The sequence below is a fragment of the Prevotella sp. MA2016 genome (genome assembly GCF_000619825.1).
Classification (GTDB): domain Bacteria; phylum Bacteroidota; class Bacteroidia; order Bacteroidales; family Bacteroidaceae; genus Prevotella.
Genome location: NZ_JHUW01000011.1, coordinates 24,078 through 49,344, shown reverse-complemented (window position 1 = coordinate 49,344; position 25,267 = coordinate 24,078). Strand labels below are relative to the sequence as shown.

The window sequence follows — 25,267 nt, the reverse complement described above, 5'->3', positions numbered from 1 at the left end:
CTGCAAAGATAATATTTTTAATTGATAATTGGCGGCTGATAATTGATAATTTTAAAAAAAAGTGTACCTTTGCACACGATTATGTGGATGATTGCAATAATATTGGCATATTTTGCAGTTTTGTTTGCTATCAGCAGACTGACTGCACGGCGTGCGACGAACGAAACGTTCTTTCGTGGTAATCGTCAGTCGCCTTGGTATATGGTGGCATTTGGCATGGTTGGAGCATCCATTTCGGGAGTGACCTTTGTGTCGGTTCCTGGCATGGTTACGCGGATTGATATGACTTACATGCAAACCTGCTTAGGCTTTATTCTGGGTTATTTTGCGGTGGCATTCATCCTGCTGCCACTATATTATCGTTTGAATCTCACAACCATCTATTCTTATCTGGGGCAGCGGTTAGGTCGGCGAGCTTATAAAACGGGTGCTTCGTTTTTCTTATTGTCAAAAATGACGGGAGCGGTAGTGCGTTTTTATGTGGTTTGTATGATATTGCAGCAGTTCGTGTTCGATGAGATGGGCATTCCGTTCGCCGTTACCGTTACAGCAATGGTTACTCTCATCTGGCTCTATACGCGTGGCGGTGGTATTAAAACTTTAGTATGGACAGATACATTTCAAACCCTCTGCTTGTTTTCGGCGCTTCTCCTTATTATATATAAGGTGGTGGGTGAACTTGGCATGACAATACCAGAGGCCATCGGTGCCATTGCTGCCGATGAGCATAGCAGGATGTTTGTGATGGACGATTGGGTGTCGAAACAGAATTTCTGGAAGCAGTTCCTGAGTGGCGTGTTTATCGTGATTGTCATGACCGGACTTGATCAAGACATGATGCAGAAGAATCTGACGTGTAAAACACTTAAAGAGGCTCAGAAAGATATGTGTACCTATGGCGTGGCTTTTGTGCCTGCCAATCTGTTGTTCTTGTCGTTAGGCGTACTGTTGCTGATGCTGGGTGAATCAGGTGTCTCTGATTCTTTGCTGCCAGGATTTGTTCAGCGCAGTGGATTGTCGGTACTGATTCCATTTACGATAGGTATTGTGGCTGCATCGTTCTCGAGTGCTGATTCTGCTTTGACATCATTAACCACCAGCTATTGTGTGGATATACGCGGTAGAGCAGGGGATGAACGATTGCGCAAACGTGCCCATCTATGTATAAGCATATTGTTTGTAGTGATGATTATATTGTTCAGATTGCTGAATTCTACAAGCGTGATTGATGCTATCTATACCATTTGTGGCTATACATACGGTCCGCTGTTGGGGCTTTTCGCTTTTGGTATGCTGACCAAACTGAAGCCTTACGATCGGTATGTACCATATATTTGCATTGCTTCGCCTTTGCTGTGCTACGCCATCGATGAGATAACCTGGCAGTTGGCAGGCTATCGTTTCGGCTACGAATTATTGATGATGAACGGGTTGCTTACTTTTCTTGCCCTCCTTGCTTCAAGTTCTGTAGGCTTTCTAAAAACTCCTTCGGCTGAGTGCCAAACTGTTTCTTGAAACAGGTTGCAAAGTAACGTGGGTCGTGGAATCCAACGCTGTATGCTAAGTCGCTGACGCGAAGGTTGGGATTCTCCATGCCAAGGCGTCTGGCTTCTTTCATTCTGACATCGCGGATAAAGGCTGATACATTCATGCCTGTGATGGATCGCAGCTTGTTATATAGTGTTGAGGCACTTGTTCCCATATCAGCTGCCAAGGCGTCACGATCGTAACTTTCGTCATCAATATGTGCATGAATATGTTCCAATACCTGACTCACAAACTTTTCATCAGGGCTTGGTGCTTTCGAGATGTGCTTAATCTCTTCTTCTGCACTCAGCTGGCTAAACTCCGTCTGCATGCGTTTGCGATTCTCTATGATATTGTCGATGCGTAGTTTTAAATCTACTAGGCGGAAAGGCTTTCTGAGGTATTCGTCGGCACCGCTTTGTAGCGCTTCCTTTTCATCTTCCTCTTGTGTCTTGGCAGTCAGCAGTATGATGGGCAGATGATTGAAGTTGGGATCAGCTTTGATAGTCTTCGTTAACTCTAAGCCATTCATCTCAGGCATCATAATATCTGAGATAATTAAATCAAGCTCTTTCTCCTGTACTACTCTCATGGCTTCAACCCCATTTCTTGCAATATACACATGGTAGTTGGTCTTAAGTAGCTGCTGCATTAGCATCAGCAAATCCAAATTGTCCTCTACTACAAGAACTTTATAACCATCTTCATTAGGTTCTTCTGGTTCGATAATTACATCGGGTACCAGTGTATTAATATCTACGATAGTGTTTTGAGGAATGTTGAAGTCTATCTTATGTTTTTCATCAATCTGATCGGGCTCAAAGGCTTCTTTTTTGATGGGCAGCTTTACTATAAACTCAGTACCTCTGCCCAGTTCACTATGGCATTTGATGGTTCCTCTGTTGAGGCGTACCAAATCGTTAGTGAGTGATAAGCCTAGGCCTGTTCCTATTGTCTGGTGCTGGCGATAGTCACCATCATGGAATCTTTTAAACAGTTGTTTCATCTGTTTAGGAGAGATACCATCGCCGTCATCAGATACTTTTATCTCTACCTCGTCGTAGTTGCTATTGGTTATGGCGCTGATGGATACGGTGCCTCCTTCTTTTCCGTATTTGGCAGCGTTTGATAAAAGATTATATATAATCTTGTCGAGCTTGTCGGTATCAATCCAACCCATCATGCTTTCCGGTTGGCAGTTTATGGAGAACTTCATGTTTTTTTTTGCAATAAGTGGCTCCAGGCATTCTGCTGTCTGGCGGATATATTTCATCACATCGCCTTGTGTTACCAGAAGTCTCAGCTGACCAGCATCAGATTTGCTGGTCTCTAAGATCTGCTGCAGCAATCTAACCATACGTTGGATGTTGAAATGTATTAGATCGTATTCGTGGCTATACTGTGGCTCTGTGTCGCGAAGTTTGTCGATAGAGGCAGAAATGACTGATAATGGTGTAAGGAGTTCGTGTGTGATATTGGTGAAAATAGCACCCATCCGCAGGCGTCTTCGCACTTTCTGGTTTCGCAGGTATAGACGTCTTCCTGCGAGGAAAATAATGGCAATTATTGCCATTGCTATCAGAGTTAATAGAAGATGGGTGTTCATACTTTATAATTATTGGTTGTGCAAAAATAGTTATTTTTTTTGATACTTCATCTTTTTTTCGATAAAAATTGCGTTTTGGAGAGTTAAAATGTTTAAAAATGGTGATTTTATGTTGATTTTGAGTTAAATCACGCATTTTGAACATAAAAAAATTAAAAATAGACATGTATTTAAAAAACTTGCTGTATATTTGCAGCAGAAAAAGATTTTAATGGTTAAGGTTTATGGTTGATTAATTTAGTTTTTTAAGTAATTTTGTTAGAAAAGGTTCGTTGTGAAACGAGCCTTTTCTGTTTTTATTACCTATTCAGCAAATATCTCTCAGCCTCAATTGCTGCCTGGCAACCAGAACCAGCTGCAGATATTGCTTGTCGATATACAGGGTCGGCGCAATCGCCTGCTACGAATACACCAGGAACTTTAGTCTTTGGTGTTCCATCAATCTTCTTGAGATAACCTGTTTCATCCATATCCAGCCAATCCTTAAAGATGTCTGTATTGGGTTTGTGGCCAATAGCCAGGAAGAAACCATCGATGGTAATGTCAACAAGTTCCTCGTCAGGTTCACCCTTGCGCTTGACAAGATGAGCTCCTTCTACACCATTCTCTCCGAAGAGTCCAAGTGTGTTGTGCTCAAACAGAATCTCAATATTCTCATTCTCCTTAACGCGTTGCTGCATAACTTGTGAAGCACGTAAAAATGGTTTGCGAACTATGAGATATACCTTTTTGGCAAGTCCTGCCAGATAGAGGGCATCCTCACAGGCTGTATCTCCACCACCAACTACAGCTACGGTTTTCTTGCGATAGAAGAAACCGTCGCAGGTGGCACAAGCAGAAACGCCTTGTCCGTTATACTTACGTTCGTCATCCAGTCCCAGATACTTGGCTGATGCACCAGTGGCGATAATCACTGTGTCGGCTTCAATTTCCGTGCCATCATCTGCAGTGCAAATGTATGGAGCCTTTGAGAAGTCAACCTTAACAATTTCGCCGCTGCGGATATCAGCACCAAAGCGTTGAGCCTGTTCCAGTAGGTCCATCATCATCTGGTTACCATCCACACCTTGTGGGTATCCAGGAAAGTTCTCGACTTCAGTGGTCTGGGTGAGTTGACCGCCAGGTTGCATGCCGCTATACTCGATAGGAGCTAGGTTGGCACGCGAGGCATAGATGGCTGCAGTGTATCCTGCAGGGCCACTGCCAATGATTAGACATTTTGTATGCTCCATAAATTATTTCAAGAGTTCTTCAATTTGCTTGGCGATGTTCTCAATGTTTTCTGTAGGTTCAAAGCGAGCTACAACCTGACCTTTCTTGTTTATCAGGAACTTTGTGAAATTCCATTTGATGTCTGGCTTTTGCTTGTAGTCAGGATCTTCCTTTGAAAGCATGTCTTCGAGGATTGGGGTGAGATTGTGGTTAGGATCCCAACCAGCGAAGCCTTTCTGATCCTGCAGGAACTTGTAGAGTGGGTCGGCATCATCACCGTTCACCTTTACTTTCTTAAAACGAGGAAATTCTGTGCCAAAGTTTAGCTTACAGAACTCATGGATGCTTTCATCGGTACCGGGAGCCTGCTGTCCGAACTGGTTGCATGGGAAGTCGAGAATCTCAAATCCCTGGCTGTGATACTGTTCGTAGAGTTTTTCTAGTTCATCGTATTGCGGTGTAAATCCACATTTTGTAGCTGTATTTACAATCAGCAATACCTCGTTGGCGTACTCTTTGAGAGATACGTCCTTGCCTTTTCTGTCCTTGACAGTGAAGTCATAAATTGTTTTCATATCGTGTCGTTATAATACAAAAAGATGCGGCCTTGGCATATGCAACTACCATGGACGCATCTTTTAATGTTCTTTGCGGTTTTATCTTACTTCTTCGCAGCCTTACCGTAGCGGCTCATGAACTTATCAACACGTCCTGCGGTGTCAACAAGCTTGCTCTTACCTGTATAGAATGGGTGAGAGGTGCTTGAAATTTCGACTTTTACCACTGGGTAAGTTTCGCCTTCGAACTCTACAGTGTCATTTGTCTTTGCAGTAGACTTCGTAAGGAACATATCGCCGTTGGACATATCCTTGAATACGACGGGGCGATAGTTTTCTGGATGAATACCTTTTTTCATTTTGAATTTAAATATTAATGTTATAAATATAATTTCGCGTAAAGCGGGTGCAAAGTTACGAAGTTTTTTTCTAATTTACAAACTTTTTGTGTTTTTTTCTTTGTTTACTCAATTTTTTGTGGTATTTTTGCAAGCATAAACAATATTAATATGCGTAAATTTCAGTTTTTAACGTTTTTGTTACTCCTTGTTTTGATGGGATGCCATGCCAAGAAGAAAAAGAATTTCCAAGTGTATGGCATTGGTTTTTATAATCTTGAGAATCTTTTTGATACCATTCACGATGAAGGGAAGAACGATTATGAGTTTTTAGCAGACGGATCGTATAAGTGGGATGCTGAGAAGTATAAGAGCAAGTTGCACAACATGGCACGTGTGCTGGCAGATATGGGTACCGATAAGTTGCCTGGCGTTGGTTGTGCTGCTATTGGTGTGGCTGAGGTTGAGAACGCAAAATGTCTGACCGATCTTTGTAACCAGCCTGCTTTGAAGGCTCGCAACTTTCAGTTTGTGCATATCGAAGGTCCCGATCAGCGTGGCATCGATTGCGCTTTGCTTTACAATCCCCAGCTCTTCAAGATTAAGAACGTTAAACTCGTACCTTATATATATAATAGACCGGAGGATGCTAACAGAGCAACCCGTGGTTTCCTGGTTGTAAGTGGTTCTTTGGCAAATGAGCATGTTACGATTATTGTTAATCATCTGCCTTCACGAGGTGCACCTTCGTATGCCCGAGAGGATGGCGGCTCACAGTTGCGTGTCGTTAAAGACTCGTTGCAGAAGGATGATCCCAAGGTTAAACTGTTTATCATGGGTGATATGAATGACGATCCTCAGGATTTGTCGATGTCAAAATGCCTGGGTGCCAAGCGTGAAATCAGCGAAGTAGAGGAGGGTGGTCTTTATAATCCTTGGTGGAATATGCTGGCCTCTGGTCAGGGCACTCTTCAGTTTCAGGGCTCATGGAATCTGTTCGACCAGATTATCGTCTCGTCGAATTTGCTGAATAAGAATGGTAAGAACAACTTCTCTACATTGAAGCTCTTTGATTATCAGGTGTTCCGTCGCGACTATCTGATTCAGCAGGAAGGTCCATACAGAGGTAATACACTGCGTACTACAGCAGGAGGAAAATGGCTGAATGGCTATAGCGACCATTTGCCCACATTGGTTTATTTGAAGAAACGCTGATGAGTGAAAGAATAGAATCGCACCCCTTTGAGCCCTTTCTGCCTGGGCATGCTAAGCTATTGATGCTTGGCACTTTCCCTCCTGCAGAAAAACGGTGGTGTATGCGTTTCTATTACCCTAACTTTATCAATGATATGTGGCGTATCTTTGGCATTTGTTTCTTTGATAACAAAGAGCATTTTGTGTTGCCACAGGAGAAGCGCTTTGATTTGGAGCGTATTATCCCCTTCCTGAATGAAAAAGGAATAGCCATGTATGATACAGCCACCCGTATTCGTCGAACCAAGGATAATGCTTCGGATAAGGATTTGGAGATAGTTGAAGAGACAGATCTGGATGCTATGCTCAGAAGCTTACCTTGTTGCGAGGCTGTGATAACAGCAGGTCAGTTGGCCACCGACGTGTTTTGTAACCATTTTGGCATAAAAGGTCCTAAAGTTGGCGAGTATGCCGAGTTTGCACTTGACGACCGGGTGTTGCGACTCTATCGCATGCCAAGCAGTTCAAGGGCATATCCCATGAAAACAGAACGTAAAGCAGAATTTTATAACATTGTATTTAAATACTTAAGATTATGACAATCATTGGAATTGCAGGCGGTACCGGTTCGGGTAAGACCACCGTTGTTAAGAGAATATCCAAAGCTCTGCCTCCTCATTGTGCAGCAGTTGTACCTCTCGACTCGTATTATAACGATACCACAGGTATGACTCCCGAGGAGCGTAAGGCTATCAACTTCGATCATCCAGATGCTTTCGACTGGAAGTTGCTTACTGAGCATATCAAGAAGTTGAAGAATGGTGAGGCTATCGAGCAGCCTACCTATTCGTATATCGAGAGTAACCGTCAGAAGGAGACCATCCATGTAGAGCCAAAGCCTGTGATTATCATCGAGGGAATCATGGCTTTGCACCACAAGAAGCTGCGTGATATGATGGATTTGAAGATATTCGTAGATACTGATAGCGATGTTCGCCTGATTCGTAATATCCGTCGCGATGTGGTAGAGCGCGGACGTACCGTAGAGATGGTGCTGGATCGTTATGAAAAGGTGCTAAAGCCCATGCACGAACAATTTATCGAGCCAACAAAGAAGTTTGCCGACCTGATTGTTCCCTGGGGTGGAGATAACCGCACGGGTATCCACATCCTCAAAACATATATCGAAGGAATCGTTACGGGAGTGTAGTCACTTCCGTAACTTTTTTATCATCCTCTTTCACCTCCTCGGCAGCAGGAATTTCCTGAGCCTTTTCTGCTTTACGTCTGTTAGAGTGAATCTTCAGCGAGTTGATGATTTCTGTAATACCATAAAGCAGCGAGCACCAACCCAAAATTGTCATAGCTATGCTGGCAGGACTCATGGGCTTAATCATCACATAAAGACCTGTGAGCAGGATAACCGATGGGAAGATCCAGTATCCGAATCCGATGCTGCCCAGTCGGCGTGCTCTTGCCAATGCCATAAACTGATTGACAGCACCCAGCACCAGAATGGCGCCGATGATATACATCAGGGCTGTGATGAATACGGTAGGTGTGATGGCCAGTATCAGCCCAAGGATAATGCTGCCTAAGCCAACAATTGGGAATGTTGGTCTGTCGCCAGCTATTAACTGTCCGTTTTCGTCTGTAATCTTATATTCGGCTACATGCTTAATGGCATTGTAGTAGATTGCCATTGAGATAACGCCTGATAGTAGGAACAGAATGCCGATAGCAACAGTAATCCAGGTGACTGTATTATCGGGATACTTAATCAGCATGATACCGACAGCTATAGCACAAATGGCACGGAAAATGGAACTTTGTAGTATCTTCATTTCAAATAATTCTAAGTTTTACGCTGCAAAAATAATAAAATAAGGTGGAATCAGCAAATAATTCTGTAATTTTGCAGCAAATTTTAATAGATGATGACAACTTTATACTTAGTAAGACATGGCGAGACGGTAGATAACGCCAACCAGATAATGCAGGGGCAGACACAGGGTGAATTGAATGCAAATGGCATCCAGCAGGCTCGTGAGTTCAGCCATCAGTGGAAGGATAAGGAGATAGATGTCATATTGGCCAGCGACTTGAAACGCTCTATAGATACAGCCCGAATCATAGCCGAACCTCATCATTTGGAGGTTCTTACAACCCCTTTGCTGCGTGAGCGTGATTGGGGCAGTTTTACTGGGCGCTTTATTCCTGACTTGAAGGGTGAGGTATGGCCCGATGATATCGAGACATTAGAAAACCTTCTTTCCCGGGCTGGCGAATTCATCGCATATGTCAAGCAAACATTCCCAGAAAAGAAGGTACTGGCCGTAGGCCATGGCATCATCAACAAAGCTATACAATCATATTATTATAATAAACAAATGAGCGAGATTCAAAGGATGCAGAATGCTGAAGTCCGCATCCTTGAGTTGTAATATTATCGTCTGCCTCCCATGCGGCTATCTCCACCGCTGTGATTTGAGTTGCCGATACTTCTGGTATGTCCGATGCTGCTTGAGTGGCTAGTACCTCCACTGCGATGCCCGCTAAATGAGCTGTTATTGCGTCCAGCATCAGAACGGCGGTTCATGCCATTGCTGCGGTTTTCGAAGTGGCGATTACCCGAGCGGTTCTCGAAGTTCCGATTATTGGGCCGACTCTCAATGCGGCGAGTAGATGATCGGTTCTCGAAGCGATGACCATCATGTCTGCCCGTTACTCGTGTTGAACTGTGACGAGGATTGCGGAAGTCGCCACGATTCCAGCGGTCGTGCATGCCGAAGTGCTCTCTGCGAACAGGACGGAAGTGCTCTCTGCGGCTGTAGTAGTATCCATGAGTGCCATGAATATGCCATGCATGTCCACCACGATAGGTAGCGTAGAAGTGAGGACGACCGAAGTAGAAGAAGTCGCGATGCGGATAGCGGCGATAGATTCCGAAGTGCCAGTAGCCTGCCTCCCAGTAGAGTGGACGATAGAAGTAGCTGGCTGCTATATACGATTTCCACTGCCAGTCAAAGAGGATATAGCTCAAATCGAGATTGCGGCGCTCCCAGTAAGTGCCAAATATATCATCGCGTCCGGCTACGCCCATCAGATAGTCGAGGTTTATTTCGTAAGCAGCCTCATACTGATCGTCGGTGAGGTTCAGCTCGTACGCCATCTTATCGGTGAGGAACAGGGCTTCGTTGCGTGCCTGCTCGTAGCTCATTGCACTCGCTGCCAGTGTTGAGGTCAGCATCACCATCAGTGCGAAAAACATCTTCTTCATAATCGTATCATTTAAAATGGTTCGACATCTATTTCTTATTCACAGTGCAAAGAAACAACATTTTTGGCTCATACACAAAGGATTTTCCCTAATTAGGTAGAGGAATTTCCCTAAAATCATTTTTAAGAATGAAAAAAATTGTATCTTTGCCAGCGATATGAAGCATTATGTTACTCTATTATTAATAATGTGTAGCCCGTTGGCTATGTGTGCTCAGCAGCGTTCGCTTACCGATAGTCTTCAGTATCGAGCAGAGATGCAGGCCACCTTGTCAACTGGCGATCACACCCCTTTGTGGTTGAATGCCAACAAATATGGTCTTAGTTCGCTGAAAACATCCAATGGCTATGTGCTGGGTGCGATAGAACGCCCACTTAGTGCCGACGATGGTAGAAAGTGGGGTGTTGGTTATGGTGCCGAAGTAGCTGTTGCTACAGGTTTTACCAGCACTCTGGTGGTTCAGCAGGCTTACGTTGAGGGGCGCTGGCTGAAGGGCACGCTTACTGTGGGGGCCAAGGAGTATCCGATGGAACTGAAGAATCAGGAGCTGAGCTCTGGTTCTCAAGCACTGGGTATCAATGCCCGTCCCGTTCCTCAGGTACGATTAGCACTGCCAGAATACTGGACTATCCCTGGCACCAGGAATTGGTTGGCACTGAAAGGTCACATCGCTTATGGCAAAACCACTGATGATGGCTGGCAAAAGGATTTTGTGGCCCCACAGAACCGTTACACCGAGGGTACGCTCTACCATAGCAAAGCCGGCTATCTGAAGATTGGACCGGGCAAGTTTACTGTCGAGCTAGGATTAGAGATGGCATGCCAGTTTGGTGGCACCTCATATATGAGGTCGGATGATGGTGATAAGGTGTTTCATAATGCTTCTGGTTTGAAGGCATTTCTTCATGCTTTCGTGCCTGGCGGTGGCGAGGTTAACGAGAGTACTTATCAGAACGACGAAGGCAACCAGTTGGGCAGTTGGCTACTACGTTTAAATTACGATGCTAACGACTGGGGTTTGAGTCTCTATGCCGATAAATACTTTGAGGATCATTCTGCGATGTTTATGTTAGAATACGATGGCTATGGCACCGGCAGCGAATGGGAGGTGAAGAAGTCGCATCGTTATCTCTTGTACGATTTCAAGGACATCATGCTTGGTGCCGAATTGCAGTTGCATCATGCCACATGGTTGCAGAATATTGTTGTAGAGTATCTGTATTCGAAATATCAGAGTGGTAGCGTGTATCATGATCATACGCCAGCTTATTCCGATCATATCGGTGGTCTCGATGAATACTATAACCATCATATTTTTATGGGGTGGCAACATTGGGGGCAGGTGATTGGAAATCCGCTCTATCTCTCGCCCATCTATAATAATGATGGTAAGATTGAGGTGAAGAACAATCGCTTTGCTGCATGGCATTTTGGTATTAGTGGTCAGCCGTTGCCCAAGCTGCATTATCGCCTGCTGGCCTCGTGGCAGGATGGGTTAGGGCGCTATAAGAGTCCTTATACCCATATTAAACATAATACGAGTGTGCTAGCCGAGGTGGGGTGGCAGCTGCCACAGGGGTGGAAGGCCGTATTTGCATGGGGAGCCGACTTTGGCTCTATCCGAGGTGACAATAATGGCTTTCAGTTTACAATCAAAAAATCAGGATTATTATAATGAAGCACTTTCTTTTATATATAATAGGTGTAGGCTTGTTGTTCACAAGTTGTGATATAGAGACCTCTGACAATGGCACTCTCGATGGCTATTGGCATTTGGTTCGTGTGGATACGCTGGCCACTGGCGGTTATAGCGATTTGTCGGATACCCGTGTGTTCTGGGGTGTGCAGATGAATCTCATACAGGCTGTTGATCATGATAATGATACGGGCCATTATGGCTACCTGTTTAATTTCGACTATACTGATAAGACGGTACGTTTGTATAACGCCCATAAGCATGATCGTGCTACTGGCGACCCGCAGGTGGATGATGCTGAAGAGTTGTCGCCACTAGGCATAAACAAACTGGACAACTTGTTTACCATAGAAAAACTTGGTGGCGACAGGATGGTGCTGCGCGACGACGTGCTGCGTTTGTGGTTTGAGAAGATGTAAGTTCAGAATTTTTTTCCGAAAACAATGCCTACAAACGTCTGAGCAAGAATCTTTGTGTCGAGCCATAACGACTGATGCTCCAGATAGTCTAGATCCATTTGCAGTCTGATCAGCATCTTCTCCATGGTGTCGGTATATCCGTTATGCAGTGTGGCATAGCTTGTAACACCAGGTCGCAGGGCATACAGTTGTGTATAGCGTTTATCGCGCTCAATAATCATATCGATATAGTATTTTCTTTCCGGGCGTGGTCCAACAAAAGCCATGTCGCCAACCAGCACGTTCCACAACTGTGGCAGTTCGTCCAGATGATGATCCCTCAGAAACCTGCCAATACGGGTCAGGTTGTTGTGGCGCTCGTGTTTTAGCAGCGCGTATTCTTCTTGTTCAGTGTTCGTTTTTAAACTCCTGAATTTCAGGATGTTAAATGGCTTTCCGTTTCTTCCTATTCTTTCCTGTTTAAAGAAAGCAGGTCCACCGTCTTCCATACGTATGGCCACATATATGAGAGCGAACAGTGGCAAGAACAGTATCAGACAGATAAGTGCCAAACAGGTATCGATACTTCTTTTCATGCTACAAGACTTTTAAAAGTTTTGAAGATGATTCTGAAGTATTCGCTAACGGTATAGTGTTCCAGATACTTCATGTTGAGTTTGATTTTGTCGGGCATGATGGTATCGATATATAAACGGTCCGGGTCGTCAGCCTTTTCTAGCAGTTCACTCTCGTTTACATACTCTATCGAGGCATAATCGGTAATGCCTGGTCTTACGTTTAATACCTTGCGCTGTTCGTCAGTATATAGGTCAACGTATTTCCTCACTTCAGGTCTGGGGCCCACTAGGCTCATGTCGCCTTTCAGTACGTTCAGCAGCTGTGGCAGTTCATCAATCTTGGTCCTTCTGAGATAGTAGCCCACGCGGGTTATACGGTTGTCGCGCTTGCCAATGGTCAGTTGTCCATTGGTATCAGCACCTATCCTCATGGTGCGAAATTTGTATAGGCCAAACGGCTTGCCGTTTTTCCCGATGCGTTCTTGTATGTAAAAGCCGTTTCCCTTACTCTCACAGATAATGAGAATATAGATGAGCAGTAGAGCAGGCGAAAGCACTACAAGCCCGATGAGTGAGAATAGGATATCTAATAGTCTTATCAATTTACGATGTCTTTGAAGTTTTTTATGATGTAATCCACTTCTTCGTCAGTAAGACGTGTGTAAAGTGGAAGTGTTATTTCGTTGATGAACTGATGATATGCGTTAGGATAGTCGTTGATGTCGAATCCTAAGTTTTTATACGCAGTCATCATGGGCAGTGGCTTGAAGTGTACGTTACAGGTGATGCCACGCTCTGCCATTTTTGTAATCACTTCATTACGAACCTTATCGTCCTTGCCTAGCAGTCTTACCTGATACAGATGGCCTGATGAGATGTGCTCCGCAGTGTAGTGATCACGCACCTGCAGATTCAGTCCTGCCAGTTCCTGGTCGTAATGTGTGATAAGCTCCTTTCGGCGTGCCAGCATGGCAGGATAGCGTTTCATCTGTACCAGTCCGATGGCAGCTGTCAGGTCTGTCATATTGCTTTTGTAGGCCGGAGTCAGCACGTCGTACTCCCACGAACCAAGTTTTGTCTTGGCCAGTGCATCTTTGCTTTGTCCGTGCAGCGAGTTCAACTGGAACTGGGTGTAGAGCCAGTTGTCGTCGATGCCCTCAATGGGTCGCCACATCAGGGCACCTCCTTCGGCAGTGGTGAAGTTCTTTACGGCATGAAAGGAGAACGATGTGAAATCGCTCACGCTACCAATCTTCTGGTTGTGCCAGCTAGCGCCAAAGGCATGAGCCGCATCGTCAACCACAATAACGCGCCCGATGGCTTCCTGCAGCTCGTTGCTGGGCTTGAATAAGTGGCGTTTGCTTTCTACCACACGACTTACTGCCGTATAGTCGCAAGGCACACCGCCTATATCTACTGGTATTACAACCTTGGTGCGTTCGGTGATAGCCGCTGCCAGCTGCTCGTAATCCATCTCGTAAGAGTCTGGTTTGGTATCTACGAGTACGAGTTTGGCGCCAACATGACAAACCGGACTAGCTGTGGCAGTATAAGTGTAGGCCGAAGTGATAACCTCGTCGCCTGGTCCTATCCCCAATATGCGCAATATGGCTTCGAGACAAGCTGTGGCGCTGCTTTGGCATACAGCAACTCTCGATTCGCAGAACTGGGCTATCTGCTTTTCAAACTCCTTGGTTCTTGGGCCGGTGGTTATCCAGCCTGAGAGTAGTGCAGCTGCAACTTCCTGCGCTTCTTGTTCGGTGATATCTGGTGGTGAAAACGATATTTTCATTTTATCTGGTTGGTTTTACTTGAGCTGTTTTTTTACCTAATACGTTGTATATACCCACAAGGTATCCTATGCCGTAACTCATATGGATGTTGAAGAATACATACGGCATTAGTAATGTGAGTAGGGGCTGATGTGTACGGATGGCTCCCATGCTTCCTACTACAATGCCGATGAAGAGATACAGCAGCAGGACGGTAGTGTAAAGATGCTGTACGACGGGCCAGAAAGCGCTCCCGATTCCTCCGATGATGAGGCCGAGCAGGAATAGCAGTGGGAAAAACTGTCTGACAGTAGCTGGTGCACCAAGCTTTTTGTTAACAAGAGGCTTGTAGAGTCCGTACTGATAATACATCTTTCGCATCTTGCAGATTGTGTCGCGAGCCGTATAGTTGATGATAACCTGGGGTATCAGATAAATCTTTCCCCCCAGATTCAGCAGTCGTCCGTTAAACTCGTCGTCCTGATTTCTCACCAAGTCGGTATCAAACGGACCTGTCTTTTCAAATATTTCCCGTTTGTAGCAGCCGAAAGGCACTGTGTCAGTCTCCATGATTTTCGAGGCGCCGATTTTGTGCATGGATGCACCTACGCCAAAAGGATGACTTGATGCAAAGGCAATAGCCTGGCAGATGGGGGTGTCTTTGGCTGGCTGGGTATTCCACACGCCACCTACATTATCGGCATTCAGCTGGTAGAGGTATCTCACCAACTCTGATATATAGTTTGTGGGGTAGGTGCAGTGTGCATCCAGTCGCATAATCACCTCGCCTGTTGCTGCTGCCAGCCCCTTGTTGAGTGCGTATGGCACAATGCGTTCTGGGTTGTTCATCAGTTTCAGGAAACTGTACTGCTTGGTGTATCGTAGTATGATGTCGGTGCTACTATCAGTACTGTTGCCGTCAACAAATATCACCTCCATGGCCTCTTTGGGATAATCCTGCTCAAGAATGGATATGATACATGCCTCAATGAATTTTTCTTCATTGAATACGGGGCATATAATTGATACTGTATGAATGTTCATTACTTTAATAACGCAGAAATTCCGAAATCAGTGTGCAAAGTTACAACTATTTTTTCAATTATCTGCAAATTATTATTGAATATTAAGCTATCAGCTTATTTCTTTCGCACTATCATCCATGTACCCCATGAGAGTAATCCTTGAAGGGCCGAAACGGCTACGTAGGCCCAGGCAAAGTGGACGGGGCTGACGGATAGCATGAAGCCTGCCACCATAACAGCTAAACAAATGCCTAGGATAATGGCATTATAGGGCACTACGCTCACGGCATCGATGGTGTTGCGAAACAGCATATAGGCTGCTTGTGGCAGTATGGCCAGAATCATAATCCTTGTAAGCTGGCTTGTCACCACGTAGTCGTTCGAAAACAGCAGCGCTGTCAGGAAATCTGTGAACAGCCAGAGTATAGCGATGAAGCAGATAGCAGCTAGCGCATATAGTAATGACAAACGATTGACAAGTCGGTTGGCAGCAGTCATCTCGTGGCGTGCGATAGCTTGCGAGATATAGGGCAGTAGGATGATACCCAGGAACGAGAACAGGGGGATGATCATGGTGATAAAGGTGATGCCAACCGCGAAGTAGGCCGTGGCCTGCAGTCCTTGGGTGTTGCTGATATAGATGAGTGGGAATGCGGCCAGCGAGAACTGAAAGAAATCAGCAATCAGTCGGCCTGAAGCATATTTGACGATGGTGGTGAGATGGGTGCTCAGATGTGAGCATGGATGAGGCTGACAGCTGGTGTTTGCATACTTCCATAGCTCTCTGCCCATCAGGTAAGCCACGAGCAATACCGTGATGATGAGCCACGACCCAAACACATTGCCTACGGTGAGTATGGGCAGTACTATCAGCGGCATGATGATGGCTAGCTGCATGGCTAGTTGGGTGCTGTTATACCACATAAACCTGCCCATACCGCGATAGTAGGCAAACACGTATTGTGCCATCGCCAGTATGAAGGCGTAGCTTAGGGCTATAAGTAGCAGACTGCTGTTGTTGCTCTGGCCTGTAATCACAGGTTGCATCTGCGGTGAGAATAGTAGGCAGATGGCAACTACAGCCACCGAGATACCTATCATATATATGAATGCTGCCGAAAGCAGAGGTGCTACAGGACGTGGCGGGTTGCTATTGCGGTAGATGGGGATATAGCGTGGCAAGGCGATGCCAATGCCAGCCAGCATGACAAACGACAGTACCTGAACCGAGCGCTTGATAACGTTGTATTGGCCGAACTCGTCGATGCTTAGTCGGTTGGCCAACAGTTTGTTGATGGCAAACGAACAGAGCATGATAAGCATCTGGATGGCAAACGTCCATACGATGTCTCGTCCCATGCCCGAATGGAGCTTCTCTTTGATTTCTTTCAGCATGCCGGCTCCTTTCTTTGTAGCAGATATAGCAGCATGAATACCAAGGCAAACATGGCTAGATAGGTGGTATAGGCATAGAATGAGGCCGAGAACGACCACATCAGAAATGCATAGAGAGCTATCAGCACCACTTGGTTGAGCATCACTAGGCGATGCGCCTTCAGGGCTTTTACCGCCATATTGGCTATTACGCCCATCGCAAACATCACCACCATGGCTCCAGCTTCACCGTAATCCTCAACCAGCGGTCGGAATATAGTGAAAGTGTTTGATATGCCGAAGAATCCGTTCTTGCCGATGTTGTTGTATTCCTGATAGATGCCCTGTACGCGATCTTCAAGTCCCAACAGGTTTGAAACGCCCATAAAAGTCTTGCTGCCCCACGTCAGTTCGGTGGGTATATACGATGTGTACCAGAAATCCACGTTGTGCATGTGACCGATGGTGTAGGTGATGAATTTCTCGCCTATTTCCCAGATGGTTTTCTCGCTCACTTCACCCGTACGAAACACCATCGATATAAAGAGCGTTAACAAGAATCCTGCCACTATCAGCACGAATCGCAGTATGATTTTGCCTTTTATACGGATAGGGAGTCCATAGGTGTATGAACACACGATATAGCTGGCAAAAAACAGTATGAACGATGCTATCATACCCATCTTGAGCGATTGAGTAAGGGCGATAAAGGTACAAGGAATCAGTGTGATGATACAGAGCACCTTCTGCCATCTGCCCACAAGTCGGAAGCAGAATCCACCGATGGCTGGGGCTGCATACGAGAAGATGAGGAAAAACTGGCTCACCACGTTGTAAGCTTCGGCACCAGCATAGCGGTCGCTCGATATGTCTTTGTTCATTTCCAGAATCTCGCGCATATCCAGCAATGCCCGCAAACTAAAACCGTGCAGCACGATAGAGTAGAGTGGGGTAACCATAGCAGCTATCAGCATGACGAGCAGTAATGGTGTTACCCATTGCTGCTTGAATTGTATCTGTATGTCCGTAGCAGTTGGTTGGTAGAAAGTGTCGCTGAAGAAGGTGCCCGCCACAAAGAAGGCCACACCTGCCATCACAAACACGCACCCATCGAAACGCAGGTCGATATAATGCTGTAGCAGTAGGGTTAACACGCCAAAGCATACCCACATCGCGGCAAAGATGCCCGCAGGCTCAAGCCTGAGGATATACCTCCACGATATCAGAAGTACTATGACGATTAATACACTGAACAGGTAAACCATGTGGCGAAAGAAATGCTTATCGCTTGTTGCGTTCTCTTATTAAAATGGTGCAGGCAGGTACAAACAGTCCGAAGAGCAGCGCACCTAGCAGTACACTTGCCTTGACAGGCGATGTTTGCTTCTTAACACCCAGTGGTGGCGTCAGCACGCGGATATCCGATTTGAGGGCTTTGGCCATCTGAGCCTCCTCGCGCTTCTGCAGCAGGAAAACGTAAACCTCGTTCAGCACTTTCCAGTCGCGTTCGTCCTGCAGTCCGCCTATCGCTTTCTTGGGTGCCGATGCCAGCATCTGCTTGCCTTCGCTCTCCTTGGCACTTACACTCTTAATCTGCAGCTGAAGCTGCTTGATGGCGTTTTCAGCAGATGAGAGCACAGCATGGTGCATGGCATCCAGTTGCTTGTCGATATCCTTGACCAGCGGACTATGCTGGCTTGAGCTGGCAATGATTTTATTGCGCTGCAGCTGCAGTTTATTGTATTCTCCCACCTGTTCGGCCAGTCCTTTATTGTCTGTAATGAGCAGCGCTGGCAGCAGTTCGTCTTTCTTCGACTCGTCGCGCAGGTAGTCGCGTATAGCTTGGGTCACATACAGTTGGTTGCTCAACTCCATGTGGGCTGTCGAGATGTCCTTGGCGCCCTCGGCATATACCTTGGCCATCACTTCCAGGTCGGGCATCATGGTCTTGCTCTTATAGTCGGCCACGCGGTCGTCCAGCGTTTTTAGGTTGCTCTCCAGAGCAGCCAGTCGCTCCACGATATAGCGCTCCGAAACGGCTGTCTGTGCATCTTTGTCGGCATCTGCCTCCTGGCGATATTCGGCAATGATGGTGTTGATGATATCAGTGGCTCGCTGTTTCGACACATCCTTGCATTTGATGTCGATGATAGAAGCATCGCGACTGCTCACAGCCATAGTGATGGCTTTCTTCTTCAGTCTGTCCACCACAGCCATTGGCTCCGTTCGTTTCACGGTGATGGTTATCTCGTTGTCAGTCAGTCTGCTCAGATAGGGTGTAGCCTTCACCTCGATGTCGCCAATGCTACTCTTGACGGTGCTGCCCACGTGTCCATTCAACTCGTCGCTGTACTTATCGTCGTTCTTTTTTATTTTGTATATCTTGAAATCGCCATTCTTGCTTAGGTCGAGCTTCAGGCTGATGTCATCCTCATCGGAGAGATGCTTAAAGCTGACGCTGACGGGCAGCTGCTCGGCATAGAGATCCTTGTTGCGGATGCCTTTGATGGTATAGGTCATATCCAGGTGCAGCTGGTTTACCACGTTGAGTAGCAGCCAGGGCGACTGCATGGCATAGAGCTCGTTGTACACGTTCGACGATCCGAAGCCGATGATGCCGCCCAGTTCGGCCAATCCGCCCAACTGTCCCATGATGCCGCTCATGCCGCCTTCGTCTCTCACCAGCACCTGTGCCTGGCGAGTGTATTTGGGTGGTGTAATCACCAGATAGGCTATGGCCAGCAGTAGGAATACGGCCACCGATGTGGCATACCATTTCCATTTGTTGAGGCTTACTCGGATAAAATCGCTGAGTGAAAATGTTTCTTTCATATGCTGTGGATGTTGATTTTAAAGTGTTATATTATAATGTGCTAACAGCGCCTGCAGTTGCGTGTCGTTCTCGCCTCCCAGGCGGTTTGCATTCGTCAGCCGGTCGCGGGTCATGCACTGGCGCAGCAGGTCGGTATGATAATAAGTGATGCGTGCGTCGGTGAGTATTCGTTTCTCGGCTTGGCAGCGCAGCCCCATCACATAGAGCCAGATGTCGTCGGCTTTCGGACAGAGCCGGGTGAATACCGACTCGTTTTTAACTTCTTCGTCGAACATGCCGCTAGGATAGAGCACCCCGCCAACGCCAAGCGGCAGCAGTCTGTAGCTGTCGTAGTGCCAGCCGGCTGTGGCATGATAGTATTCGGGCCATTTGGTGTAGGGCTCCAGCTGGTTGCGCCTGTCGGTTGTAGGCACCTTGGCATAGCTGGTGATGATGGCCTGTGGATGCTGTTTGTGGGCCTTGATAAGCTTCTCAACCAGCGTCTTGCCGTAATACACGTCGTCGTCAACGGTAATGATATGCTTATCAGGAAAAGCCGTCAGGGCGTGAATAATCTTGGTGTACGACCTCAGGTCTTTGGCATAGCGCACCTCTAAGCCGTAGTTGCGAAGTAATCGCAGTTGGCTCGGCAGATTTTTGTCGTTATACGTTTGCTGGTCTAGCCATAGCACGATGCGTTCAGGGCGTATGCTCTGTCGTATCAGCGAGTGGATGGTATATACCACGCTGCTCCTAACCCTGCTGCCATAGCTGGTGAGCGATACCACCACCGATGCGTCTTGTTGGGGCGAAACATGGATGGACTTGCGCAGGCGGATATCATACATCACCTTCAGTTTCATGAGATTCCCCATGAAAACGCCCTTCACAATAGCTATCTTATTGCTTAGATACGACATGATTACTTAAATACCAGTACGGCGATGGTAGTAAGAACAGATATTATCGAGAGCCAGAACGATCCGTTGGTGATGTCGGAACTGTTAGATGATTGACGCTTGCGATAGTTGTTGGGCTGAACGTAGATCACATCGTTCTGCTCTACGAAATAGGCAGGCGACTTGGTCAAGGCTTCAGCGTCGAGCATGCTCAGTACGTAAGTGTCCTGCTGCCCTTGAGCATTCATGCGCAGCACTTTCACTTTGTTTCGGTCGCCATAGATAGTCATGTCGCCAGCACGGCTCAGTGCCTGTATCAGCGTAGTGCGGTCGTTCTCGATGGGGTAGAAGCCTGGTGAGTTAACCTCACCGATAACCGAGAATCCCAGGTTCAGGTATTCCACTGTCACCACAGCATCCTTGGCCACATTCATCTCCTCCATGGTTTGTTTCAGATGCTTGGCCAGTTCAGCGCGTGTCAGTCCGGCAGCTTTGGTCCGTCCTATCAATGGAAACTCGATATAGCCATCCTTGTCGATGGTGTAGCCCGATGTGGCTCTGCTCTGGTTTACCGACTGCACCTCGCCGTAGCCGATGATTTGCGATGTGACAGGCATGTTCAGCACGTTGTTCAGTTCTGCCGACTTGGTGTTTACCACAATCGAGAGTTTGTCGGTAGGTTTCAGTACGATGCTTTGAGCCTCGTTTAGCGCCAGAGTCTTCCCGTTTTCAAGTTCAGGAAAGTAGGCTACAGTTTTTGGTGTGAAACACGATGTGAGCATAACTGCTGCACATGCTGCTATGATTAAGTGACTTATTTTCATTTTGTCTGATTGTTATTTTATACTATATAAAAAACGTCTTTTCTGTCTTGTTATTATAGAAATCGGCTACAAAAATACTAAATTTTTGCTTAAAAACATGGTTTGTAGCAGAAAAAGTGCTATCTTTGCAGCCGAAATTGTTAGCGAACAGTTCGTTTCTACGACTATTTGCATCTTGGGGTTGACTGGATTTGACGGCGAGATGAAATGGTACGTAAGCACGCGGAGGCTTCTTGGGTCCCTCCATAATCTGAATCAAGAAAAATTTAATTGGCGAAACAAAGTACGCTCTCGCTGCCTAATCGAAGTACAGTAGATTACTGGCTTTATTCTCTTACAAGGTGAGAGAACGAGACGCCGCTCCGAGGATGTTGTTCCGAATCCAAAGATCAAGTGGCGCAGGTTAAATCGGAAATAGTTTGTGTAGGCTCCGATGCACGAATGAAGTTTTAGGAGATAAGGTTGCGGTTGGTGGCTTGGGTCTTGCCGCAGCTCGAAAATGAAGGCCAAGATAAGCGTGTAGAAAGCGTATGGTTTCCTTGTGCGGACGAGGGTTCGACTCCCTCCAGCTCCACTATGTTACGCCAGAGGGGCCTCACCCTCGTGAGGGTTCTTCGCATGCGAAGCGACTACGTCGATTACGACTCCCCTCCAGCTCCACTAACGTGATAAAACAAAAAACAGGCAGCATCCACGACTGGGGTGCTGCCTGTTGCTGTTTTTACAAGATGCCTCCTGATTGTGGGTCCATTAAGGTCTTGTAACCTCAAGAGTCTTAAGGCTGCTATCATCTGATGAACCGCCGTAAAGAATGTTGTAACGACCACTTAAAGCCATCATACATCCTGTGCGACTATCATACCATGTGAAAGTATCATCATCGATATCCAATTCCACATTTACGGTTTCACCCTTGGCTATATTCACACGCTTGAAACCACGAAGCGTCTTCACAGGACCTTCACTGTCATCCGGACGCTGAACATAGAGCTGGACAACCTCTGCGCCATCACGTGAACCTGTATTGGTAACTGGGATGATGATCTTCTCCTTTGTCATTTTGCCATCTGCTGTGTATGAAGCAGGAACAAGTTGTGCATCTCCATAAGAGAAGGTTGTGTAAGAGAGTCCATGACCGAAGCAGAACTGAGGCTTCTCTTTCATATAGCGATATGTACGCCCCTTCATGCTGTAATCAAGGAAATCTGGCATCTGAAGTGTATCCTTATAGAAAGTGATAGGCAGACGACCTGAGGGATTGTAGTCGCCAAAGAGTGTCTCAGCTACTGCCTGACCCCCCATCTGGCCCGGATAGAACACCTGCATCATTGCATCACAGTTCTCTGCTTCAGGAACCATAGCCATTGCAGATCCTGAGCAGTTGATATATACGATGCGCTTGCCTGCCTTATGAATCTTGGCAATGAGGTCACGCTGCACACGTGGAAGCTGAATATCAGTACGGTCGCCGCCCTTGAAACCTTCAATCTGTACTGGCATCTCCTCACCTTCAAGTCCAGGAGAGATACCACCAACAAAGACTACAACATCAGCAGGACGAAGCTGCTTGAGCAACTGGTCGTCATTGAAATGAGTAGTGTTACCCATATCAAACATCAATGCGTTGATACCCTTACCACCTACATAGCGAAGTTCAAGTTCATAGGTCTTACCTGCCTCTGCTGAGAGAACATATACAGGCTCTTTGCTTTCACGACTACCCAGACGTCCCTCAGCCTCCATGACAACTTTGCCATTCACAAGCAACTGAATCTTAGCACATGCAGCTTTGATGTCGAACTCAATATTACTTGTTTCTGGGGTGTTGATGGTTGTCTTATAAATTGCTGAGAAGTCCTCAAGATTCACACCAGCCCGGAAGGTAGTACCTCCATAGGTATAGAGTTGCATAGGGTTCTTGTAACGGCCGTAAGCAGCTACAGGTCCGCTGAAGTCGGTGGTGTTGTAATAGGCAGCATACCAACCTTGTTCGCCAGCAGAACGACCAACACCCATCCAACTTTTATAGCTGGTGGTTTGTGCAAGACCGCAACCCTGAGAGTAGATGAGCTTGTTGGGCTTCACATACTTGCGGATTCCATCAAGAATGGTAATGGTGGCATCGGGAGTACCGTTATAGTTACCCCAAAGCATGATACTGTCGTTGGCATTAGGGCCTACAACTGCGATTGTTTGACGCGGATTCAGTGGCAACAATGGAGCTTTTTTGCCATCAGCAGAGCGGTCGTTCTTAAGAAGCACGATACCCTCGCGAGCAGCCTGCAGACTCTTTGCCTTATGATCAGCACAAGCTATGACAGATGCAGGAATATCATCGTATGGCGTCTTTTCATCCATCTCGCCGAGTTCGAAGCGAGCCTTGAGCAGACGGAATACTGACTGGTCGATACGGTTTTCGGTGATGAGTCCCTGGCGCACAGCTTCTGGAAGTTCGATGTAAGAACCACCACACTCAAGGTCAGTACCGCTCCATACAGCCTTTGCATCTGCATGGATAGTATCAGGCTCAGTCATGTGAGCACCTGGGGTGTAAAAGTCGTTGATAGCCCAGCAGTCACTTGTAACAAGTCCGTCAAAGCCCCAGTCGTTGCGCAGAATCTGTGTGAGCAGGCGACTTGATCCGCAGCATGGCTCATTCTCATAACGGTTGTAGGCACACATCACCTCCTTTACCTTAGCCTCTGTGACGAGAGCCTTGAAGGCAGGCAGATAGGTTTCCCACAAGTCGCGAAATGATATATTATCTGCATTGAATACGTGGCGGTTCCATTCTGGTCCGCTATGGACGGCATAATGCTTGGCACAGGCATGAGTCTTGTTGCCGTCAGGTCCTTGAAGACCATTGACAACAGCAACGCCCATACGACTTGTGAGATAAGGGTCCTCACCATAGGTCTCCTGACCGCGTCCCCAACGTGGATCACGGAAGATGTTTACGTTAGGAGTCCAGAATGTGAGACCCTGATAGCGACGGATGTTGTCCTTGCTCTCTTCACGTGCCAGACGGTTCTTCACGCGAGCCTCAGTACTCGCAATATCGAAACACTCTTGTACCAGATTAGTATCAAACGTCGCAGCCAGACCAATGGCCTGAGGAAACATTGTGGCTACACCATTTCGGGCAACACCATGCAGCGCTTCATTCCACCATTGATAAGGTTTTACACCAAGGCGTGCCACTGGTTTTGACTGGTCCATCATCAGTCCAACCTTCTCTTCCAAGGTCAGACGTTTCAATAGGTCGTTAGCACGCTCTGTAGCACTCAATTTAGCATCCTGATATGGCAGGAGTGCCTGTGCATTGAGGATTGAGGTTGTTAAACTCAGTCCTAGGGCTATAATAAAAGATTTCTTCATGTTTTAAAAATAGAGTAATATGCTGCAAAGGTACAAAAAATCATTTGAAACGTTACTCATAATTCTCTGATTTTTCGTATATTTGCAACAAATTTGGAATAGTTTAGTAAAATGACTAAGAATGAAATATCCTTAAACGGAAGAGGTTGCTTCCTTTATCGGGATGAAGCAGCCACGCATCTGCTGATTCAGCCGATTGATGAGCATGATTTGGAAGTATTGGAACAGGAAGTTGAAGCAATCAGGAACCTATCCGATAAGCCCTTTTCACTTGTGGCTTTTATGATAGAGGACTGGAATCAGGAACTGACTCCCTGGGCTGCCCCTCCTGTGTTTGGAAAAATTCCCTTTGGTAATGGAGCAGAAAAGACGTTGGAGTTCGTCACAAGTCAGCTGCTGCCGGAGGTTAAAGGTGACATTCCTCACCTCATACTTGGTGGTTATTCCCTTGCTGGACTGTTCGCCTTATGGACAGGGTATCAGACGGACCAATTTGAAGGTATTGTAGCAGCCTCTCCATCTGTGTGGTATCCTCAGTGGATTGATTATGCTGCAGAAAAGAGACCACTTGCACAGTCCGTCTATCTCAGTCTTGGCGACAAGGAGGAGAAGGCCAAGAATCAAGTAATGGCGCAGGTAGGCAATGCTATCCGCAAACAGCATGAGCTGTTGAATGGACAAAAGGTAAACACAACACTTGAATGGAACGTAGGCAATCACTTTGTCGATTCTGAAAAGAGAACGGCGAAAGGTTTTGCTTGGGTATTGAACAACATAGTATAGTGAATCATATAAAT

Annotated in this window: 24 protein-coding genes and 1 other RNA gene; 9 read left to right on the top strand and 16 right to left on the bottom strand. The window is 46.4% G+C overall.

Annotated features, from left to right (window positions below):
- Nucleotides 1–81 precede the first annotated feature (81 nt).
- Entirely contained in the window at nt 82–1,515 is a 1,434-nt protein-coding gene (locus T360_RS0108930; protein WP_028912478.1) for a sodium:solute symporter, read from the top strand.
- Here T360_RS0108930 and T360_RS0108925 read toward each other — a convergent pair.
- The 4 genes from T360_RS0108925 to T360_RS0108910 form a co-directional block, all read right to left on the bottom strand.
- The gene (locus tag T360_RS0108925; protein WP_197019295.1) at nt 1,436–3,100 is read right to left on the bottom strand and encodes a response regulator; all 1,665 of its coding nucleotides are present in this window, start codon (nt 3,098–3,100) and stop codon (nt 1,436–1,438) included. The genes T360_RS0108930 and T360_RS0108925 overlap by 80 nt on opposite strands.
- Before the next feature lie 332 nt (nt 3,101–3,432).
- A complete protein-coding gene (gene trxB, locus T360_RS0108920; protein WP_028912476.1) occupies nt 3,433–4,365 on the bottom strand; it encodes a thioredoxin-disulfide reductase in 933 nt (310 codons plus the stop codon).
- 3 nt (nt 4,366–4,368) lie between these two features.
- Nucleotides 4,369–4,920 carry a glutathione peroxidase gene (locus tag T360_RS0108915; protein WP_028912475.1) on the bottom strand — a complete coding sequence of 184 codons (552 nt, stop codon included), beginning with the start codon at nt 4,918–4,920 and terminating at the stop codon, nt 4,369–4,371.
- A gap of 86 nt (nt 4,921–5,006) precedes the next feature.
- Nucleotides 5,007–5,261, bottom strand: a complete 255-nt coding sequence (locus T360_RS0108910) for a type B 50S ribosomal protein L31 (protein WP_013064062.1) — start codon at nt 5,259–5,261, stop codon at nt 5,007–5,009.
- A 150-nt stretch (nt 5,262–5,411) separates the two neighbouring features.
- Here T360_RS0108910 and T360_RS0108905 point away from each other — a divergent pair, with 150 nt between their 5' ends.
- Genes T360_RS0108905 through udk form a run of 3 tightly spaced genes read left to right on the top strand, consistent with a single transcriptional unit; the run spans nt 5,412 to nt 7,644 of the window.
- Nucleotides 5,412–6,455 (top strand): endonuclease/exonuclease/phosphatase family protein, encoded by a 1,044-nt coding sequence (locus T360_RS0108905; RefSeq protein ID WP_028912474.1) that lies wholly within the window; start codon nt 5,412–5,414, stop codon nt 6,453–6,455.
- A complete protein-coding gene (locus T360_RS0108900) occupies nt 6,455–7,033 on the top strand; it encodes a uracil-DNA glycosylase family protein (protein ID WP_028912473.1) in 579 nt (192 codons plus the stop codon). Before T360_RS0108905 ends, T360_RS0108900 begins: the two co-directional genes overlap by 1 nt.
- On the top strand, nt 7,030–7,644 hold the full coding sequence (gene udk, locus T360_RS0108895) for a uridine kinase (protein WP_013065046.1): 615 nt from the start codon (nt 7,030–7,032) through the stop codon (nt 7,642–7,644). Before T360_RS0108900 ends, udk begins: the two co-directional genes overlap by 4 nt.
- Here the strand turns inward: udk and T360_RS0108890 are convergent.
- On the bottom strand, nt 7,631–8,278 hold the full coding sequence (locus T360_RS0108890; protein ID WP_028912472.1) for an HdeD family acid-resistance protein: 648 nt from the start codon (nt 8,276–8,278) through the stop codon (nt 7,631–7,633). The genes udk and T360_RS0108890 overlap by 14 nt on opposite strands.
- A 93-nt stretch (nt 8,279–8,371) precedes the next feature.
- On the opposite strand from T360_RS0108890, the gene T360_RS0108885 reads away from it, so the two are divergent.
- Complete coding sequence (locus T360_RS0108885) at nt 8,372–8,878, top strand: histidine phosphatase family protein (protein WP_028912471.1); 507 nt, start codon at nt 8,372–8,374, stop codon at nt 8,876–8,878.
- Between the two features lie 2 nt (nt 8,879–8,880).
- On the opposite strand, the gene T360_RS0108880 is transcribed toward T360_RS0108885, so the two are convergent.
- A complete protein-coding gene (locus T360_RS0108880) occupies nt 8,881–9,714 on the bottom strand; it encodes a hypothetical protein (protein ID WP_028912470.1) in 834 nt (277 codons plus the stop codon).
- Between the two features lie 157 nt (nt 9,715–9,871).
- Here T360_RS0108880 and T360_RS0108875 point away from each other — a divergent pair, with 157 nt between their 5' ends.
- Both T360_RS0108875 and T360_RS0108870 read left to right on the top strand, forming a co-directional pair.
- Nucleotides 9,872–11,389, top strand: coding sequence for a capsule assembly Wzi family protein (locus T360_RS0108875; RefSeq protein ID WP_028912469.1), 1,518 nt, complete (start codon nt 9,872–9,874; stop codon nt 11,387–11,389).
- Complete coding sequence (locus T360_RS0108870) at nt 11,389–11,829, top strand: lipocalin-like domain-containing protein (RefSeq protein ID WP_036929305.1); 441 nt, start codon at nt 11,389–11,391, stop codon at nt 11,827–11,829. The genes T360_RS0108875 and T360_RS0108870 overlap by 1 nt, the downstream gene beginning before the upstream one ends.
- 2 nt (nt 11,830–11,831) lie before the next feature.
- Here the strand turns inward: T360_RS0108870 and T360_RS0108865 are convergent, their stop codons facing one another.
- The 9 genes from T360_RS0108865 to T360_RS0108825 form a co-directional block, all read right to left on the bottom strand.
- The gene (locus tag T360_RS0108865; protein WP_028912467.1) at nt 11,832–12,404 is read right to left on the bottom strand and encodes a sugar transferase; all 573 of its coding nucleotides are present in this window, start codon (nt 12,402–12,404) and stop codon (nt 11,832–11,834) included.
- Nucleotides 12,401–12,988, bottom strand: coding sequence for a sugar transferase (locus T360_RS0108860; RefSeq protein WP_028912466.1), 588 nt, complete (start codon nt 12,986–12,988; stop codon nt 12,401–12,403). The genes T360_RS0108865 and T360_RS0108860 overlap by 4 nt, the downstream gene beginning before the upstream one ends.
- Nucleotides 12,985–14,178 carry a DegT/DnrJ/EryC1/StrS aminotransferase family protein gene (locus T360_RS0108855; protein WP_028912465.1) on the bottom strand — a complete coding sequence of 398 codons (1,194 nt, stop codon included), beginning with the start codon at nt 14,176–14,178 and terminating at the stop codon, nt 12,985–12,987. The genes T360_RS0108860 and T360_RS0108855 overlap by 4 nt, the downstream gene beginning before the upstream one ends.
- A 1-nt stretch (nt 14,179) precedes the next feature.
- Entirely contained in the window at nt 14,180–15,202 is a 1,023-nt protein-coding gene (locus tag T360_RS0108850; RefSeq protein ID WP_028912464.1) for a glycosyltransferase family 2 protein, read from the bottom strand.
- A gap of 95 nt (nt 15,203–15,297) precedes the next feature.
- Complete coding sequence (locus T360_RS0108845) at nt 15,298–16,578, bottom strand: lipopolysaccharide biosynthesis protein (RefSeq protein ID WP_028912463.1); 1,281 nt, start codon at nt 16,576–16,578, stop codon at nt 15,298–15,300.
- A complete protein-coding gene (locus T360_RS0108840) occupies nt 16,572–17,822 on the bottom strand; it encodes an O-antigen polymerase (protein WP_081772758.1) in 1,251 nt (416 codons plus the stop codon). Before T360_RS0108840 ends, T360_RS0108845 begins: the two co-directional genes overlap by 7 nt.
- Nucleotides 17,823–17,838: 16 nt before the next feature.
- Complete coding sequence (locus T360_RS0108835) at nt 17,839–19,389, bottom strand: Wzz/FepE/Etk N-terminal domain-containing protein (protein WP_028912461.1); 1,551 nt, start codon at nt 19,387–19,389, stop codon at nt 17,839–17,841.
- An 18-nt stretch (nt 19,390–19,407) separates the two neighbouring features.
- Nucleotides 19,408–20,289: a hypothetical protein gene (locus T360_RS15010; RefSeq protein WP_051523482.1), complete on the bottom strand. Its 882-nt coding sequence runs from the start codon at nt 20,287–20,289 to the stop codon at nt 19,408–19,410.
- A 2-nt stretch (nt 20,290–20,291) separates the two neighbouring features.
- Nucleotides 20,292–21,092, bottom strand: a complete 801-nt coding sequence (locus T360_RS0108825; RefSeq protein ID WP_028912460.1) for a polysaccharide biosynthesis/export family protein — start codon at nt 21,090–21,092, stop codon at nt 20,292–20,294.
- Between the two features lie 177 nt (nt 21,093–21,269).
- Between T360_RS0108825 and ssrA the strand changes: the two genes are divergently transcribed.
- Nucleotides 21,270–21,669: a transfer-messenger RNA gene (gene ssrA / locus T360_RS16000) on the top strand.
- A 173-nt stretch (nt 21,670–21,842) separates the two neighbouring features.
- On the opposite strand, the gene T360_RS0108815 is transcribed toward ssrA, so the two are convergent.
- Nucleotides 21,843–24,470 carry a glycoside hydrolase family 3 protein gene (locus tag T360_RS0108815; protein ID WP_028912458.1) on the bottom strand — a complete coding sequence of 876 codons (2,628 nt, stop codon included), beginning with the start codon at nt 24,468–24,470 and terminating at the stop codon, nt 21,843–21,845.
- Between the two features lie 111 nt (nt 24,471–24,581).
- On the opposite strand from T360_RS0108815, the gene T360_RS0108810 reads away from it, so the two are divergent.
- Nucleotides 24,582–25,253, top strand: coding sequence for an alpha/beta hydrolase-fold protein (locus tag T360_RS0108810; protein ID WP_036929302.1), 672 nt, complete (start codon nt 24,582–24,584; stop codon nt 25,251–25,253).
- Nucleotides 25,254–25,267 lie beyond the last annotated feature (14 nt).

Excerpts from the sequence above, each read along its gene's own strand:
- T360_RS0108930 (WP_028912478.1), top strand. The coding sequence starts at position 82 with ATGTGGATGATTGCAATAATATTGGCATATTTTGCAGTTTTGTTTGCT.
- T360_RS0108925 (WP_197019295.1), bottom strand. The coding sequence starts at position 3,100 with ATGGCAATAATTGCCATTATTTTCCTCGCAGGAAGACGTCTATACCTG.
- trxB (WP_028912476.1), bottom strand. The coding sequence starts at position 4,365 with ATGGAGCATACAAAATGTCTAATCATTGGCAGTGGCCCTGCAGGATAC.
- T360_RS0108915 (WP_028912475.1), bottom strand. The coding sequence starts at position 4,920 with ATGAAAACAATTTATGACTTCACTGTCAAGGACAGAAAAGGCAAGGAC.
- T360_RS0108910 (WP_013064062.1), bottom strand. The coding sequence starts at position 5,261 with ATGAAAAAAGGTATTCATCCAGAAAACTATCGCCCCGTCGTATTCAAG.
- T360_RS0108905 (WP_028912474.1), top strand. The coding sequence starts at position 5,412 with ATGCGTAAATTTCAGTTTTTAACGTTTTTGTTACTCCTTGTTTTGATG.
- T360_RS0108900 (WP_028912473.1), top strand. The coding sequence starts at position 6,455 with ATGAGTGAAAGAATAGAATCGCACCCCTTTGAGCCCTTTCTGCCTGGG.
- udk (WP_013065046.1), top strand. The coding sequence starts at position 7,030 with ATGACAATCATTGGAATTGCAGGCGGTACCGGTTCGGGTAAGACCACC.
- T360_RS0108890 (WP_028912472.1), bottom strand. The coding sequence starts at position 8,278 with ATGAAGATACTACAAAGTTCCATTTTCCGTGCCATTTGTGCTATAGCT.
- T360_RS0108885 (WP_028912471.1), top strand. The coding sequence starts at position 8,372 with ATGACAACTTTATACTTAGTAAGACATGGCGAGACGGTAGATAACGCC.
- T360_RS0108880 (WP_028912470.1), bottom strand. The coding sequence starts at position 9,714 with ATGAAGAAGATGTTTTTCGCACTGATGGTGATGCTGACCTCAACACTG.
- T360_RS0108875 (WP_028912469.1), top strand. The coding sequence starts at position 9,872 with ATGAAGCATTATGTTACTCTATTATTAATAATGTGTAGCCCGTTGGCT.
- T360_RS0108870 (WP_036929305.1), top strand. The coding sequence starts at position 11,389 with ATGAAGCACTTTCTTTTATATATAATAGGTGTAGGCTTGTTGTTCACA.
- T360_RS0108865 (WP_028912467.1), bottom strand. The coding sequence starts at position 12,404 with ATGAAAAGAAGTATCGATACCTGTTTGGCACTTATCTGTCTGATACTG.
- T360_RS0108855 (WP_028912465.1), bottom strand. The coding sequence starts at position 14,178 with ATGAAAATATCGTTTTCACCACCAGATATCACCGAACAAGAAGCGCAG.
- T360_RS0108850 (WP_028912464.1), bottom strand. The coding sequence starts at position 15,202 with ATGAACATTCATACAGTATCAATTATATGCCCCGTATTCAATGAAGAA.
- T360_RS0108845 (WP_028912463.1), bottom strand. The coding sequence starts at position 16,578 with ATGCTGAAAGAAATCAAAGAGAAGCTCCATTCGGGCATGGGACGAGAC.
- T360_RS0108840 (WP_081772758.1), bottom strand. The coding sequence starts at position 17,822 with ATGGTTTACCTGTTCAGTGTATTAATCGTCATAGTACTTCTGATATCG.
- T360_RS0108835 (WP_028912461.1), bottom strand. The coding sequence starts at position 19,389 with ATGAAAGAAACATTTTCACTCAGCGATTTTATCCGAGTAAGCCTCAAC.
- T360_RS15010 (WP_051523482.1), bottom strand. The coding sequence starts at position 20,289 with ATGTCGTATCTAAGCAATAAGATAGCTATTGTGAAGGGCGTTTTCATG.
- T360_RS0108825 (WP_028912460.1), bottom strand. The coding sequence starts at position 21,092 with ATGAAAATAAGTCACTTAATCATAGCAGCATGTGCAGCAGTTATGCTC.
- T360_RS0108815 (WP_028912458.1), bottom strand. The coding sequence starts at position 24,470 with ATGAAGAAATCTTTTATTATAGCCCTAGGACTGAGTTTAACAACCTCA.
- T360_RS0108810 (WP_036929302.1), top strand. The coding sequence starts at position 24,582 with ATGACTAAGAATGAAATATCCTTAAACGGAAGAGGTTGCTTCCTTTAT.